Below are 14441 nucleotides of genomic sequence, written 5' to 3'. Positions count from 1 at the left end.
GCGGGGCCCGGGACGGTGTGCTCAGCCCTTCGCGGGTGCGGCTCCGCCGGAGCCGGTGGAGCCGGAGCCGGCCGACGGGGACCGGTCCGCGGTGCCGGAGTCGGCCGTGTCCTCGGCGGGCTCCGTGAAGTCGACCTTGCCCATGTGGCGGTTCATGGACTTCATCAGGCCCCAGACGGCCAGGGCCATCACCGCGAACACGATGAAGCCGAGGACGCCGGGGGTGACCTTGTTCTCGTCGACCTCCTTGGCGAGAGGGACGAGGTGCGTCAGTGCCAGGCTTGCGCTCATGTCAGGCATTGTCGCGGATGCCCGCAAAGAGGTCGTCCTCGGGGAGGGAGGTATCGACGAGGGACTTCGCCAGCTCGTACTCCTCGGTGGGCCAGACCTCGCGCTGGAGGTCCATCGGGACCTTGAACCAGCCGCCGTCGGGGTCGATCTGGGTGGCGTGCGCGATGAGCGCCTTGTCCCGGATCTCGAAGAAGTCCGCGCAGGGGACGTGGGTGGTCAGCGTGCGCTCGGTGCGCTCGAAGTCCTTCCAGCGCTTGAGCCAGTCCCCGTACGGCGACTCCATGCCGCGGTCGAGCAGGGCGTTGTGCAGGGCCTCGGTGCGCGGCCGGTTGAAGCCCTGGTTGTAGTACAGCTTGCGGGGCTGGAAGGCCGGGCCGTACTCGGCCTCGGGGTACTTCCCGGTGTCCGCGGCGCCGTCGAACGCCACCATCGTGATCTTGTGGGTCATGATGTGGTCGGGGTGCGGGTAGCCGCCGTTCTCGTCGTAGGTGGTGATCACCTGCGGGCGGAACGAGCGGATCTGCCGGACGAGCTCGCCGGCCGCCTTGTCGACGTCCTCCAGGGCGAAGCAGCCCTCCGGAAGGGGCGGCAGGGGGTCGCCCTCGGGCAGCCCCGAGTCGACGAAGCCGAGCCACTCCTGGCGGACGCCGAGGATCTCGCGCGCCTCGTCCATCTCCTTCTTGCGCACCTCGTGGATGTGCTCCTCGATGTACGAGTCGCCCTGCAGCTTGGGGTTGAGGATGGAGCCGCGCTCCCCGCCCGTGCAGGTCACGACCAGCACGTCCACCCCCTCGGACACGTACTTCGCCATGGTGGCCGCGCCCTTGCTCGACTCGTCGTCGGGGTGGGCGTGCACGGCCATCAGTCGCAGCTGGTCAGTCAAGACTCAATCCTCGGTCGGTCGGCTGTCGCCAGAGTGGATCGGCTGTCGGCGCCCGGCGTGAATCGGCGCGATGGGCGGCTTCTATAGTGACGGAATCGGGGGGCGAATAATTCCGGGGTCCCGGTGCGGGACCCGGCCGAGAGGACGATCATGACCACGGCGAGCACGCGGGTGCCCGAGGGCCGCTACGGCCGCTCCGCGGACGACCGCGCGGACCGGAGGCTGAAGGCCGTCGGGGGCGTTCTCGGCGCCGCTCTGATCGCCCTGATCGGCTGGTTCGGCTTCCACTACGTCGGCGGCACCACGATCAGTGCGCAGGTGATCACCTTCAAGGCCGTCTCGGACAGCGCGGTCGAGGCGCACCTGGAGGTGCACAAGGACGCCGGTTCGAGCGGCTACTGCACGCTGCGCTCGCAGGACGCGGACGGTGTCGAGGTGGGTCGCGCGGACTTCCGTTTCGACCAGGACGCCTCCCGCGTCGACCAGGTGGTCACGCTGCGCACGACGGCCCGCGGGTCGACGGCGGAGCTGCTCGGCTGCCACAGCGGCTGAGCGGGGCCCGTCGGGAGGTCGCGCCCGTCCGCCGCCCGTTCCGGCCCGCCGGCGTGGTCCGCGGCGCCGGTGCCGGCGTTCCCCGGGAGCGGCCCTTCGTGACCGCGGGTGACCGGTCGGCGGCGCATCGCCCGGGGCCGGCGCCGGACGCGGCCCGGGGCCGCTGCGGAGCCCCCGCGCCGACCTGCGGAGACGTAATTCTGGTGTCTTATGTCCTCCCGTCCGGGCCGCTGAATTGTTAGGCTCGTGGTTTCGCCCTCCTGTGAACGCACATTCTTCTGGGTAGGGCGATGCTTTGTATCCCAGTCACTACGAGGAGCACCTGTGACCCAGACCAGCGAGAACGTCACCTGGCTGACCCAGGAGGCGTACAACCAGCTCAAGGCCGAGCTGGATCACCTGTCTGGTCCTGCGCGCACGGAGATCGCCGCCAAGATCGCGGCCGCGCGCGAGGAGGGCGATCTGCGCGAGAACGGCGGGTACCACGCGGCCAAGGAAGAGCAGGGCAAGCAGGAGCTCCGTGTGCGCCAGCTGACCCAGCTCCTGGAGAACGCCAAGGTCGGCGAGGCTCCCGCGGCGGACGGCGCGGTCGCACCAGGCATGGTCGTCACCATCGCTTTCGACGGCGACGAGGACGACACCCTGGACTTCCTGCTCGCCTCCCGCGAGTACGCGAGCTCCGACATCGAGACCTTCTCCCCGCAGTCCCCGCTGGGCTCCGGCGTGACCGGCAAGAAGGTCGGCGAGGACGCCGAGTACGAGCTGCCCAACGGCAAGCTCGCCAAGGTCAAGATCCTCAAGGCCGTGCCCTACCAGGGCTGAGCCCAGGACCTGCGACGACAGCGATGCCCCCGGCCGGACGGCCGGGGGCATCGCGCTGTCCGGGCGCCCGCCGGTCCGGCGACCGGCGCTCCCCCCGGCGGAGGGGTGCGCGGCCGCCGGAAGGGTCAGGCGGTCGCCGAGCGGTACTTGCGGACCGCCAGGGTCCGGAAGATCAGGATGATGAGCACCGAGTAGATGACCGAGGCCCAGACGGAGTGCTGCATGGGCCAGGCGCCGGAGGTCGACTGCCCGGGGTTGGCGAACAGCACGCGGCAGGCCTGCACGGTGGCGCTGAACGGGTTCCAGTCGGCGACGTGGCGCAGCCAGGGGGTCATGTTGGAGGTGTCCACGAACGCGTTCGAGATGAAGGTGACCGGGAAGAGCCAGATCAGCCCGCCGGAGGTGGCCGCCTCGGGCGTGCGCACGGACAGGCCGATGAGGGCGCCGATCCAGGTGAAGGCGTATCCGAGCAGGAGCAGCAGGCCGAAGGCCCCCGCGACCCGGAACGCGTTGGTGCTGCCGTAGGAGCCGACGCGCCAGCCGACCAGCAGGGCGACCCCGGCGAGGACCAGCAGGGTGAGCGCGGTCTGCACGAGGTCGGCGAGCGTGCGGCCGGTGAGGACCGCGCCGCGGGCCATGGGCAGTGAGCGGAAGCGGTCGACGAGCCCCTTGTGCATGTCGTCGGCGATGCCCGCGCCCGCTCCGGCGGTGGCGAACGTGACGGTCTGGGCGAAGATGCCGGCCATCAGGAAGTTGGTGTAGGCGGAGGAGCTGGTGCTGCCGCCGATCTTCATCGATCCGCCGAAGACGTAGGTGAACAGCACCACGAACATGATCGGCTGGATCAGCCCGAAGATCACCACCTCGGGGATGCGGGACATCCTGATCAGGTTGCGTCTGGCCATCACCAGGGAGTCCCGGACGGACTGTCCGACGGCGTTGCCCCGCGGCATGACCTGCACGGTGTCGGTGGCGGCGCTCATGTGGCGGTCTCCTTGTCGTGCTGGTCCGAACGGGATGCGTCGTCGCCCGACGCGGGCTGCTCCTCGGCGGCGTGGCCGGTCAGGGAGAGGAAGACGTCGTCGAGGGTGGGGCGGCGCAGGCCGATGTCGTCGATCTCGATGCCGCGCGCGTCCAGCTCGCGGATGACCTCCGCGAGGAGTTTCGCGCCGCCGCTGACCGGCACGGTGAGCTTGCGGGTGTGCTCCTCCACCGTGGTCTCGCCCTTGCCGAAGCCGCGCAGCACCTCGGAGGCGCCGGCGATGTGCTCGCGCTCGTGCACGACGACCTCGACCCGCTCGCCGCCGGTCTGCGCCTTCAGGGCGTCGGCGGTGCCGCGGGCGATGACGCGGCCGTGGTCGACGACGCAGATGTCGTGGGCGAGGTGGTCGGCCTCCTCCAGGTACTGCGTGGTCAGCAGCAGGGTCGTGCCGCCGGAGACGAGCTGCTTGATGACCTCCCACAGCTGCTGGCGGTTGCGCGGGTCGAGGCCGGTGGTCGGCTCGTCCATGAACATGACCGGCGGGGACACGACGAGGGCCGCCGCCAGGTCGAGCCGGCGGCGCATGCCGCCGGAGTAGGTCTTGGTGGTGCGGTCGGCGGCCTCCGTGAGGTTGAACTGCTCCAGCAGCTCGGCCGCCCGGGCCTTCGCGGCCCCCGCGCGCATCTGGTAGAGCTGGCCGACCATCTGGAGGTTCTCCCGGCCGGTCAGGTACTCGTCGACCGCGGCGAACTGCCCGGACAGGCCGATGCTGCGGCGGACCGCGTCGGGGTGCTTGAGCACGTCGATACCCGCGACCACGGCCCGGCCGCTGTCGGGGCGCAGCAGCGTGGTCAGGCAGCGGACGGCGGTGGTCTTTCCCGCGCCGTTCGGCCCGAGGAGGCCGAGGACCGTGCCTTCCGGGACGTCGAGATCGACGCCGTCCAGAGCCCTTACGTCGCCGAAGGTCTTCACCAGACCTTCGGCGTAGATGGCACCTGGCATAAGAATTCTCCACGTCTTCGGGGTTGTTCGAATGGTCGGTGTGCGGGGAGTCCCGGTCGCCGGGAATCCCGGATGGTGACCGCCGGGGCGGCTCCGGCTCGTCGCCACCCGGACGTCCGGGACGCGCCGACGCTCAGACCCTAACGCGATGTATCGCGTGCCTCAACGGGTTTTCCGCGGAGGGGTCCGGGCGGTGGACACGGTGCCGGCCTCAGTCGATGACCGTGTATCCCGCCTCGCGCAGCGCGCGGTTGACCGCGGCGCAGTGCTCGGGCCCCTTCGTCTCCAGCTGGAGTTCGACCTCCACCTCCGTGAGCCCGAGCCGGGGGTCGGTCCGTACGTGACTCACGTCGAGAACATTGGCATCCGCCACTGACAACACCCCGAGGAGTGTGGCCAGCGCGCCGGGCCGGTCGGTCAGCCGGAGGGTGACGGCGAGGTACCGGCCGCCCGCCGCCATGCCGTGCCGCAGGATGCGCTGCATCAGCAGGGGGTCCACGTTCCCGCCCGAGAGCAGCGCCACCACCGGTCCCTCGAAGCCCTCCGGGTCGGCCAGCAGCGCCGCCACGGGGCTCGCGCCGGCCGGCTCGACGACCAGCTTGGCCCGCTCCAGGCACAGCAGCAGCGCGCTGGAGAGGTTGTTCTCCGAGACGGTGCGCACCTCGTCGACCAGCTGCTCGACGAGCCGGAACGGCACGTCCCCGGGGCGGCCCACCTTGATGCCGTCGGCCATGGTCGCCGGGCGCTCGATCGACACCGGGCGCCCGGAGGCCAGCGAGGGCGGGTAGGCCGCCGCCCCCTCCGCCTGCACGCCCACGAGGCGCACGTCCGGACGCAGCTCCTTCACCGCGACCGCCACGCCCGCTGCGAGCCCGCCGCCGCCGACTCCCACCACGATCGTGCGGACCTCGGGGCACTGGTCCAGGATCTCCAGGCCGACCGTGCCCTGCCCGGCGATGATGTCCGGGTGGTCGAAGGGATGGATGAACACGGCTCCGGTCCGCGCCGCGTACTCCTGCGCCGCGGCCAGCGTCTCGTCGACGACCTGACCGTGCAGCCTCACCTCGGCGCCGTAGTGCCGGGTGGCCGCGACCTTCGGCAGCGGGGCGCCGGTCGGCATGAAGACCGTGGAGCGCACGCCGAGCAGCGAGGACGCGAGGGCCACCCCCTGCGCGTGGTTGCCCGCGCTCGCCGCGACGACCCCGGCCGCGCGCTCCTCCGGGCGCAGGCCCGCGATCCGCACGTAGGCGCCGCGCAGCTTGAAGGACCCCGTCCGCTGGAGGTTCTCGCACTTGAGGTGCACCGGCTCGCCCACCAGCCGCGACAGGTACCGGCTGCCCTCCAGCGCCGTCGTCCGCGCCACCCCGGTGAGCATCTTCTGCGCGCCGCGCACGTCGTCGAGCGTCACACTGGGAGAGAGGTCAGCCGTGCCGTAGCTCATGGCGCCCAGTCTCGCAGTTCACGCGGGCGCACCCCCGCCGTGACCACCCTCCGAGACCGGGTTTGCGCAGCGTCGGTACGGCCCGCGCCCCGGCCGCGTACCCTGTCCCCCAACCCAGCTCCCCACGCATGAATTGAGCCCCCGGCCATGCCCACAACACCAGAGATGTCGATGGACATGACGACCGTCGGTGACACCGGTCTCCTCGAAACCCTCCAGCACGAGGTCGCGGTCTTCGCGCGCCGTGCGGAACAGACCCGGCTCGGCGGAGTGGGGCAGGTGCGCAACTCCATGGACCGCGCCGCGTACCTGCTGCTCAACCGCCTCGACAAGGAAGGCCCGATGGGCGTCAAGGCGCTCGCCGCGAGCATGGGCATCGACTCCTCGACGGTCACCCGGCAGGTCGCCCCGCTCGTGGACACCGGGCTCGTCAAGCGCACCTCGCACCCCGAGGACGGACGGGCCGTGGTGCTCCAGCTGTCGCCGCGCGGTCAGGCCAGGCTCGACGAAGTACGCACGTCACGCCGCCAACTGATGGCCGAACTGACGAGCGGCTGGGAGCCGGAGGAGCGTGCGGCGTTCTGCTCCCTGCTCACCCGCTTCAACACCGCGCTCTCCGCCCGCCAGGCGTCCCACGGCGTACCGGCCGCGGACCCCGACCCGGCCTCCTCCTGAGCCACCCGGACGCCGGTCGGGTCCCCGGGTGGCGCGGCAGCGCCACCGGACGGCCGGACGGCCTCCCCCGCGCGCGCCCCGCGCGGGCGTGCGCGGCGCGCGGACGGGTCGGGCGGGCGCGGCGGGGCTCTTGACCGGAAGGCGGCGGCTGCCCTCATATGAGACCGGGTCCCCGTCGCACCGGGTGCGACGGGCCGCACACGGCCGCGGACCCGCTTCCACAGGTCGCCCTCGGACGGGAGGCACGGTGCGAGAACGGCACGCGTCGCAGGCCGCCCGGCGGGCCCGGGAGTTCGAGGCGTTCGTCGCGGGCGCGGCCGGGCGGCTGCTCCAGACCGCCACGCTGCTCACGGCGGAGCCGGCGGACGCCAACCCGCGCGCGCGGCGCCTGCTCGCCGTGTCCCTCGCCCACACGTACGCCTCCTGGGACCGGCTGCGCGGCGACGACCCCTACGACGGCACCCGGGCCCAGCTCGCCGTGCGCTTCCAGCGCGCCGCCTGGCACCGGTACGGCGGCCTCGGACGGCTGCGCCCCTCGCCGGCCCCGGACAGCGTGCTGGCCCGGCTCACCCCGCACGAGCGGCTGATCCTCGTCCTGAGGCTGTACGAGGGGGTCGCCGAGGAGCAGACGGCGGCCCTGCTGGGGCTTCCCGCGGAGCGCGTGCGGGCGGTCTGCGCGCGGGCGACGGCGACCCTGCTGCATCCGCCGCGCGGCCCGGCACCGGCCCGGATGGAGGTGGCTCCGTCGTGAATCTCGCGGAGCGCGAGGCGGCCGTGCGGCGGCTGCTGGAGCGGACGCCGCCGGCGGTGCCGCCGGGCCTGCACGAGGAGGCCGTCCGCCGCGGCGGGCGCATGCTGCGCCGCAGACGGGCGGCGCGACGCGTGCTGTGGGCGGTGCTGTGCGCGGCGGCCGTGGTCTTCCTGGTCTGGGCCGCCACCGCGCACCCGTGGGTGGAGCCGCCGTCGGAGACGACCCCACCCCTGTCCACCTGGTGAGGCGGGCGGGTCAGCCCAGGGCCTGCTGAAGGTCCTGGAGCAGGTCGTCGGCGTTCTCGATGCCCACGGAGACGCGGACCAGGTCGGCGGGGACCTCCAGGGCGGAGCCGGCCGCGGACGCGTGCGTCATCCGGCCCGGGTGCTCGATCAGCGACTCCACGCCGCCGAGGGACTCGCCGAGAGTGAACACCTTGGCGCGGTTGCAGACCTCGACGGCCGCCTCCTCGCCTCCCGCGACCTGGAAGGACACCATGCCGCCGAACGACCGCATCTGCTTGGCGGCGATCTCGTGGCCCGGGTGCTCCGGGAGGCCCGGGTAGAGCACGCGCGTCACACGCGCGTGCCGGCTGAGCATGTCCGCGACCTTGGCCGCGTTCTCGCTGTGCCGGTCCATGCGCACGGAGAGCGTCTTGGTGCCGCGCAGCACCAGCCAGGAGTCGAAGGGCCCGGCGACCGCGCCCATCGCGTTCTGGTGGTAGGCCAGTTCCTCGCCGAGTTCCCGGTCCGCGGTGATCAGGGCGCCGCCGACGACGTCGGAGTGGCCGCCCATGTACTTGGTCAGGGAGTGCACGACGACGTCCGCGCCGAGCGCCAGCGGCTGCTGGAGGTACGGCGTGGCGAAGGTGTTGTCGACGACGAGCCGGGCGCCGGCGTCCCGCGCGACCTGGGCGACCGCGGCGATGTCCGTGATGCCGAGGAGCGGGTTGGACGGCGTCTCGACCCAGACGGCCTTGGTCCGGGGCGTGATGGCCGCCCGCACCGAGTCGAGGTCGCCAGTGTCGGCGACCGACCACTCCACGCCCCATCGGGAGACGACCTTGGCGAAGAGGCGGAAGGTACCGCCGTAGGCGTCGTTCGGGATGACCACGTGGTCACCGGGGCTCAGCAGCGTGCGCAGCAGGCAGTCCTCGGCCGCCAGTCCGGACGCGAACGCGAGACCGCGGCTGCCGCCCTCCAGGGCGGCGAGGTTCTCTTCCAGGGCGGTCCGGGTGGGATTGGCGCTGCGGCTGTACTCGTAGCCGCCGCGCAGCCCGCCGACGCCGTCCTGCTTGTAGGTCGAGACCTGGTAGATCGGCGGGACGACCGCGCCGGTCAGGGGATCCGCGGTGTTGCCCGCGTGGATCGCGAGGGTCTCGAAATGCTGACTGATGTGCCTGTCGCTCATGGGTCCCGAGCGTAGTGCTCCGGCGGCGATGGTGACGGCGGGCGCGGTGCCGGGCGGCGCGGACCGGGGATGCCGCGCCGCCCGGACCGGGGATGCCGCGCATCGGGGACGCCGTGAGGACGGACGGCCGGTCGGCGGGCGTCCCGCGGACACGCCCGCCGGGCCCCGTCCGTACCGCGGGTGCGCGGGCGGGGCGGGCGCACCCGCGGGGGCGGACCGGGCGGGGACGGCCGGGACACGGACCCGGCCGGGACGGCCCGGACACGGCCCCGGGTTCGGGTGCCGGGATGGGCCGGTCCGGGCTCCGGACACGGTCCGTCCCGGGGTGTCCGGGCGCACGGGCCGGTGCCGGTCCGGGGGCCGGCGGTGACCGGGAACGACCGGGTGGTCGCGCCCCGGAACCGGGTTGGCCAATTGTCGGACCCGTCTGGTTCGCTGGTGGCATGGAGATTCTCTGGGTCCTGATGGCGCTGGCCATGTTCAGCCTGGTCCTGCTGCCGGTGCTGCGCCGCAGGCGCGCCGGTGTGCAGCTGGTGGCGCCCGGCGATCCGGACGGTGCGGACCCGGCGACCTACGGGTTCCTGCGGCAGGAGGAGCTGGACGTCCGCATGCCGGGCCCGGACGCCGATCTGGTGGACGTGCTGGACGTCGTGCAGCGCACCCAGGACCACCGGGCCGCCTCCCAGCTGCTCGCCGGCACGGAGATCGCGGGCGAGACGCGCTGGCAGCGGGTGCAGGCCTTCGCCGGTGCCGCGTCGCTGGAACTGAGCCGGCGACCCGGCGGGGTCAGCGAGACGCCCGGAGGCCAGTGGCTGCGCGTGTGGCGCGCCGAGGCCCCCAAGGACGCGGGCGGCGCGGCGGTGCACGCGGAGTTCCTGGTCCAGCAGGCGTGGCGCACGGCGACGCCGGGCACGGACGACTTCCGGATCATCATGGAGGAGGCGCGCGCCGCGTGCGGCGAGGCGGCGCTGCTCTCCCCCGGCGACCCGGTGCCGTACATCATCGAGCTGTCGGTGGCGCGCGGGCTGGGGTACGACCGGACGGAGTTCGAGCAGGTCTGGCTGAAGATCCTGGACCGCGCCCCCGCCCACATGGGCGCGCATCTGGCGGCCCTGCACTACTGGTGCGAGAAGTGGCACGGCTCGCGCGAGACGGCGTACGCCTTCGCGGAGGCCGCCGCGGCCCGGGCGCCGCAGGGCTCGCTGCTCGCGGCGATGCCGCTCTTCGCCGTCTTCGAGCACCTCCCCGAGGTGAATCTGGTCCGCGGCTTCTACCAGAGCGAGGTCGTGACGAAGGCCGTGCACGGCGCGCTCTACGCGGTGCACGCGGCCCGCCCCGACGACCCGATGCTGGCCCATGTGCGCCACCTGCTGGTGTTCTTCCTCGTCCGCGGCGAGCGCTGGTCCGAGGCGATGAGCCAGCTGGTCCACGTGGACGGTCACGTCGGCGCCCTGCCGTGGACCCTCACCCCGGACCCGGCCGCGGACTACGCGATCTACCGCGCGATGGCCGTGGCGGGCTACGAGGCCAACGGCGGCAGCCCGGCGACGTTGTCCGCCTGAGCGGGCCGCGGGGCGGGCTCGCCGAGAGCCTGCGGCCGACGGGGCAACCGGGTCGCGAGGCCGTCGGTTCGGGCCCGCGGCCGGGGGCCGGGGAAACACCTCGGTCGCCGCGGCCGTCCTGCCCGGCCGGCGCCCGGTGCGACGCCGTGCCGGGTCGCGAAGGCGCTGCTCGGCGGGGGTGACCGAGACCCCGCGAAGGGGTGACGGGCGCTTCACGCAAGGGAGTTGGGGAAGGAATCCGACGTGAATTCGTGGGACGGCTGAACACTGGAGGGGCCGTCTGCGTACAGGAGCAGAGGTTCAAACACGCCTGCCCCGACGCGTAGGAGTACTTCCAGTGAGACGCAACACGCGCAAACGCCCCACGGGCGCACGCCGCGCGACCCTCACCGCGGTCGCGCTGATCCTGGGCGGAGGCACACTGGTTGCGGCCAATGTCTACGCCTCGGCAACGGAAAGCCCCTCTGACGGCGCGGACCAGCCCGCGGCGTCCGGAGCGGCCACCATCTCCTGCCCGGACGTCGGGCAGAAGCTGAGCGACGTGCCGGACGAGGCGCGCGCGGAGGTCGACAAGGAACTGGCGAACCTCGACAAGCAGATCGCCGAGGCGTACACCCGCCTGACCTCCTCGTCGCAGGCGCAGACCCAGGACCCCGGTTTCGTCCAGAACGCCATCCTCGGTCCGCTGAAGGACAAGCGGGCCGCGGTCATCGACCGGATCCAGCTCGATCTGAAGCGGGTGGGCGCCCAGGCCCCCGACGCCCTGGACGACCTCGCCGCCTGCGAGCAGGGCAACGGTGCCCAGGACCAGGCCGGCGAAGGCGGGAACGGGGAGGGGGGCCAGGACGGCTCCGGCGGCACCGCCGCACCCGGCACCGGCCAGAACGACAACGGCAACGGCGCGGCCGGTCCGGTCGCCGCGGACTTCGTCGACATCACGACGGTCCAGCCGAACGTGCCGGGCAAGCCGGCCGCCTCCGGCGACGCCTCGACCGGCACGTTCTCGGTCGAGTGCGGTGTCAACGAGAACAAGCTGTACAACACCGACAACATCATCGTCGCGCCCGGCGTCGGCAACGGCGCCCACCACACCCACGACTACGTCGGCAACCAGGGCGTCGACGCCTTCTCCAGCAACGACAAGCTGGCCGCCTCCGAGACCAGTTGCTCGGAGCAGGGGGACAAGTCGTCGTACTACTGGCCGGTTCTGCGCCTCCAGGACGGCACCAAGGAGTTCGACGCGGGCCGCCCCGGCGGTGGCGGCGAGGGCAACGTCGGCAGGATTCTCCAGGCGGCCAAGGCCGACATCACCTATGTGGGCAGCCCGCAGGGCCAGGTGGTGGCGATGCCGAAGTTCCTGCGCATCATCACCGGCGACGCCAAGGCCTTCACCAACGGCACCGCGAACGCCAACGCGCACTGGAGCTGCACCGGCTTCGAGGACAAGGTGCAGCTGACCGACAAGTACCCGATCTGCCCCGGCGGCAGTGACGTGGTGCGCAGCTACGCCTTCCAGAGCTGCTGGGACGGGCAGAACATCGACAGCGCCAACCACCGGACGCACGTGGCCTTCGCCGACGCCGAGGGCCGGTGCCAGAACGGCTTCAAGGCCATTCCGCAGCTGACGATGCGCCTGGTGTACGACGTTCCGGCGCCGGTCGTCGAGAACGGCCAGGTGAAGAACCCGTTCGCGGTGGACGGCTTCCCGGAGCAGCTGCACAAGGCGATCACCGACCACGACGACTTCATCAGCGTCATGGACGACAAGCTGATGAACAGCATGGTCGACTGCATCAACGGCGGGCGGACGTGCGGCGCGGGTGCGGACGCCGGCTCCGGCGGCGCGGACGACGGCGCCGACGCGGGTGCGGGTTCGGGTTCGGGTTCGGGGGCCACCGTGGAGCCGAAGGCGTCGGTCCCGCCGACCGCCGGTTCGGGTCACGGCGGTTACCAGGGCGGTGCGAAGCCGGGTGCCACGCGGACGTCCGCCGGTTCGGGCGGCAAGCACGGCACGGACTCCGGGAACGCCGGCACCGGCAACACGGGAACGGTGAAGGACGACAAGGGCGACAAGGACGACAAGGGCGGCGCGACGGCGGCCCCCGCGTCCTCCGCGACGCCCCCGGCCACGCAGAAGGCCGAGCAGAACGACGCCCTCGTCAAGACGGACGACGACTCCGCCGACGAGCAGGCGGACGACTCGGCCGACACGGCGGACACGGCGGCGACCCCGGCCGCGGAGGGGACCCCTTCGGCCGCCGGGGCACCGTCCACCGGGGGCGGCGACGTCTCCGACGCGGGAGCGCAGACCGAACCGCAGACGGTGACCGGCGGCCTCGCCGAGACCGGCGCGAGCCTGTGGCCGGCCCTGGCGGGAGGCGCGCTGGCGCTCGCGGGCGTGGTCCTGCTGATCCGCAGCAGGCGCCGCACCGTCTGATCCCCACCGCACGTCCCCGAACACCGGCCGCCGCCGGCCCCCGCGTCAGCGGGGGCCGGCGGCGGCCGGTGCCGGTTCCCGCCGCGCCGCGGTCGCGGGGCCGGCGCGCCGTCCGGAAGCCGTGCGTCCCTGCGGAGGGACCGTCCCGTCACCGAGCCGAGGGCGCGGTGCGGAAGGTCCAGTGGCGGCTGGTGGCGGGGGTGGCCTGAGCCGCTCCGGCCACCACTCCGGTGAAACGGCCGGGGGAGAACGCCTCGCGGGCCGCGGCGGCCACGGCGTCGGTGGACGTGCGCATCAGCGTGTCCAACGCCGTACGCAGTCGCCCGGGGTCCGCCGGCGCCCCGGGCGAGGGATCCGCGAGCGCGTCGGCCAGACCCGTCTGGGTCGACCAGGCGGTCAGCGACGCTCCCGCGAGGCGGGTACGCGCACGCTCCACCTCGGTCGCCGAGGGCGGTTCGGACACCATCCGTGCCAGTTCTTCGCCCAGGCACTCCAGGAGGGCGCGCGCCTTCGTCGGCGCGGTGTCCGCCCCGACGAAGAGGCGGTGCCCCGGACGGGTCTGCCGGCCGGCCCCGCGCCCGACGGTACCGCCGTTCTCCGGCCAGGCGCGCACGGCGTACGTGTAGCCGTGCCGTTCCCGCAGCGAGGCGGCCGTCCGGGATTCCGGGTGACCGCCGAACGCGAGACAGGCCAGGCGCAGAGCGGGGGTGAGCGGCAGATCGTCGCCGACCGAGCACAGGAGCACCTGAGCCGTGTCCTCGCGGACCGCCGGGTACCAGCCCACCAGCCCGGACGCCCTCGGATCGGCGGGCGGGGACGGGAGCGGGCCGCCGGGCACCGGCGGGGAGCCCGGCGGCGTGCGGGCGGACCAGCCGGCGAACGCCGCTCGGGCCTCCCCGATCGCGCGGTCCGGATCGAGGTCACCGACCAGGACGAGGCGCGCGTGCGCGGGCCGCAGTGCCCTGGCGTGCAGCGCGCGCACCTCCTCAGCCGTCACCGCCGCCATCAGCCGCGGGGTCGGCGGTTCCGTCGGATCGCCGGGCCGGTCCGGAGCCTGCCGGTGGAGCAGGGCACGGACCGCGGCCTCGGGCCGCATGCCGATCACCGCCGCCTGTCCGGCCAGTACGGTGCGCGCCGCCGCCACCTCGTCGTCGGAGTACGTCATCGTCGTCACGGCGCCCGCCAGGAGGCGCAGCAGATCCCCGAGTCCGCCGCTGAGGACGCCGCCGCGCAGCACGAGCCGGCCGGCGTCGGCCAGCGGCGCCACGTCCGCTCCGATCCGTCCGAGGGCGGTCTCCACGCCGACGCCGTCGGTCGCCGTCGATCCGCGCAGCAGGCAGGCGGCGAGCACGGCCGCCCGGGCCGCCGCGACGGACCGCGTCGGCCGGTCGGTGTCGTCTCGCGTTCCGGCGTCCGGGAGAGGGAGCGGGAGGGTGAGCCGCATCTCGACGCGTGCCACCGTCGCGAGCCGTACCGCGGTCACCCGCAGCCCGCCGGGCAGGCACCCGGTGGCGGTCTGCGGAACGTCGGCGGCGGAGCCGAGCAGGGCAGTGGTCATCCGGGGGCTCCCGAGGGTACTGGTGGTGACGGGGGGACCGGGTGGTGATGCCCGCGGGCCGTGGTCCTCCCCGAG

At 73.3% G+C, this 14441-nt stretch carries 14 protein-coding genes; 7 read left to right on the top strand and 7 right to left on the bottom strand.

The window, feature by feature from the left end:
• Positions 1–21: 21 nt before the first annotated feature.
• Both ACGFS9_RS19170 and mca read right to left on the bottom strand, forming a co-directional pair.
• Positions 22–300, bottom strand: coding sequence for a hypothetical protein (locus tag ACGFS9_RS19170; RefSeq protein WP_393254599.1), 279 nt, complete (start codon positions 298–300; stop codon positions 22–24).
• On the bottom strand, positions 293–1174 hold the full coding sequence (gene mca / locus ACGFS9_RS19165) for a mycothiol conjugate amidase Mca (protein WP_393254598.1): 882 nt from the start codon (positions 1172–1174) through the stop codon (positions 293–295). The genes ACGFS9_RS19170 and mca overlap by 8 nt, the downstream gene beginning before the upstream one ends.
• Positions 1175–1324: 150 nt before the next feature.
• On the opposite strand from mca, the gene ACGFS9_RS19160 reads away from it, so the two are divergent.
• Together ACGFS9_RS19160 and greA are read left to right on the top strand one after the other, a co-directional pair.
• Complete coding sequence (locus ACGFS9_RS19160; RefSeq protein ID WP_393254596.1) at positions 1325–1726, top strand: DUF4307 domain-containing protein; 402 nt, start codon at positions 1325–1327, stop codon at positions 1724–1726.
• Between the two features lie 324 nt (positions 1727–2050).
• A complete protein-coding gene (gene greA / locus ACGFS9_RS19155; protein ID WP_366696793.1) occupies positions 2051–2548 on the top strand; it encodes a transcription elongation factor GreA in 498 nt (165 codons plus the stop codon).
• A 125-nt stretch (positions 2549–2673) separates the two neighbouring features.
• On the opposite strand, the gene ACGFS9_RS19150 is transcribed toward greA, so the two are convergent.
• From ACGFS9_RS19150 to ilvA, 3 genes are all read right to left on the bottom strand, one after another.
• Positions 2674–3531, bottom strand: a complete 858-nt coding sequence (locus ACGFS9_RS19150) for an ABC transporter permease (protein WP_393254595.1) — start codon at positions 3529–3531, stop codon at positions 2674–2676.
• Complete coding sequence (locus ACGFS9_RS19145) at positions 3528–4532, bottom strand: ATP-binding cassette domain-containing protein (protein ID WP_393254593.1); 1005 nt, start codon at positions 4530–4532, stop codon at positions 3528–3530. Before ACGFS9_RS19145 ends, ACGFS9_RS19150 begins: the two co-directional genes overlap by 4 nt.
• Positions 4533–4743: 211 nt before the next feature.
• On the bottom strand, positions 4744–5973 hold the full coding sequence (gene ilvA, locus ACGFS9_RS19140) for a threonine ammonia-lyase (RefSeq protein WP_393254591.1): 1230 nt from the start codon (positions 5971–5973) through the stop codon (positions 4744–4746).
• Positions 5974–6138: 165 nt separating this feature from the next.
• On the opposite strand from ilvA, the gene ACGFS9_RS19135 reads away from it, so the two are divergent.
• The 3 genes from ACGFS9_RS19135 to ACGFS9_RS19125 all read left to right on the top strand — a co-directional run bounded on the left by ACGFS9_RS19135 (position 6139) and on the right by ACGFS9_RS19125 (position 7644).
• Complete coding sequence (locus ACGFS9_RS19135; RefSeq protein ID WP_393254668.1) at positions 6139–6648, top strand: MarR family winged helix-turn-helix transcriptional regulator; 510 nt, start codon at positions 6139–6141, stop codon at positions 6646–6648.
• Between the two features lie 247 nt (positions 6649–6895).
• Positions 6896–7399: a sigma factor-like helix-turn-helix DNA-binding protein gene (locus tag ACGFS9_RS19130; RefSeq protein WP_393254590.1), complete on the top strand. Its 504-nt coding sequence runs from the start codon at positions 6896–6898 to the stop codon at positions 7397–7399.
• Positions 7396–7644, top strand: coding sequence for a hypothetical protein (locus ACGFS9_RS19125; RefSeq protein ID WP_393254589.1), 249 nt, complete (start codon positions 7396–7398; stop codon positions 7642–7644). The genes ACGFS9_RS19130 and ACGFS9_RS19125 overlap by 4 nt, the downstream gene beginning before the upstream one ends.
• A 10-nt stretch (positions 7645–7654) precedes the next feature.
• On the opposite strand, the gene ACGFS9_RS19120 is transcribed toward ACGFS9_RS19125, so the two are convergent.
• A complete protein-coding gene (locus tag ACGFS9_RS19120; RefSeq protein WP_393254588.1) occupies positions 7655–8809 on the bottom strand; it encodes a cystathionine gamma-synthase in 1155 nt (384 codons plus the stop codon).
• Between the two features lie 443 nt (positions 8810–9252).
• Here ACGFS9_RS19120 and ACGFS9_RS19115 point away from each other — a divergent pair, with 443 nt between their 5' ends.
• Together ACGFS9_RS19115 and ACGFS9_RS19110 are read left to right on the top strand one after the other, a co-directional pair.
• Positions 9253–10371 (top strand): hypothetical protein, encoded by a 1119-nt coding sequence (locus tag ACGFS9_RS19115; protein WP_393254586.1) that lies wholly within the window; start codon positions 9253–9255, stop codon positions 10369–10371.
• Positions 10372–10708: 337 nt separating this feature from the next.
• Positions 10709–12808 carry a DUF1996 domain-containing protein gene (locus ACGFS9_RS19110; protein WP_393254585.1) on the top strand — a complete coding sequence of 700 codons (2100 nt, stop codon included), beginning with the start codon at positions 10709–10711 and terminating at the stop codon, positions 12806–12808.
• A 148-nt stretch (positions 12809–12956) separates the two neighbouring features.
• Here the strand turns inward: ACGFS9_RS19110 and ACGFS9_RS19105 are convergent, their stop codons facing one another.
• A complete protein-coding gene (locus ACGFS9_RS19105) occupies positions 12957–14366 on the bottom strand; it encodes a M16 family metallopeptidase (RefSeq protein WP_393254583.1) in 1410 nt (469 codons plus the stop codon).
• Positions 14367–14441: the final 75 nt, after the last annotated feature.

This window comes from Streptomyces sp. NPDC048566 (assembly GCF_043199735.1).
GTDB lineage: Bacteria > Actinomycetota > Actinomycetes > Streptomycetales > Streptomycetaceae > Streptomyces.
Note: the sequence above shows the minus strand (reverse complement) of the source record. Positions and strands in the feature narration are given on the sequence as shown.

Coding starts and splice junctions, on each gene's coding strand:
- ACGFS9_RS19115 (WP_393254586.1), top strand. CDS start 9,253: ATGGAGATTCTCTGGGTCCTGATGGCGCTGGCCATGTTCAGCCTGGTC.
- ACGFS9_RS19105 (WP_393254583.1), bottom strand. CDS start 14,366: ATGACCACTGCCCTGCTCGGCTCCGCCGCCGACGTTCCGCAGACCGCC.
- ACGFS9_RS19145 (WP_393254593.1), bottom strand. CDS start 4,532: ATGCCAGGTGCCATCTACGCCGAAGGTCTGGTGAAGACCTTCGGCGAC.
- ACGFS9_RS19160 (WP_393254596.1), top strand. CDS start 1,325: ATGACCACGGCGAGCACGCGGGTGCCCGAGGGCCGCTACGGCCGCTCC.
- ACGFS9_RS19170 (WP_393254599.1), bottom strand. CDS start 300: ATGCCTGACATGAGCGCAAGCCTGGCACTGACGCACCTCGTCCCTCTC.
- ACGFS9_RS19150 (WP_393254595.1), bottom strand. CDS start 3,531: ATGAGCGCCGCCACCGACACCGTGCAGGTCATGCCGCGGGGCAACGCC.
- ACGFS9_RS19135 (WP_393254668.1), top strand. CDS start 6,139: ATGTCGATGGACATGACGACCGTCGGTGACACCGGTCTCCTCGAAACC.
- ACGFS9_RS19120 (WP_393254588.1), bottom strand. CDS start 8,809: ATGAGCGACAGGCACATCAGTCAGCATTTCGAGACCCTCGCGATCCAC.
- ilvA (WP_393254591.1), bottom strand. CDS start 5,973: ATGAGCTACGGCACGGCTGACCTCTCTCCCAGTGTGACGCTCGACGAC.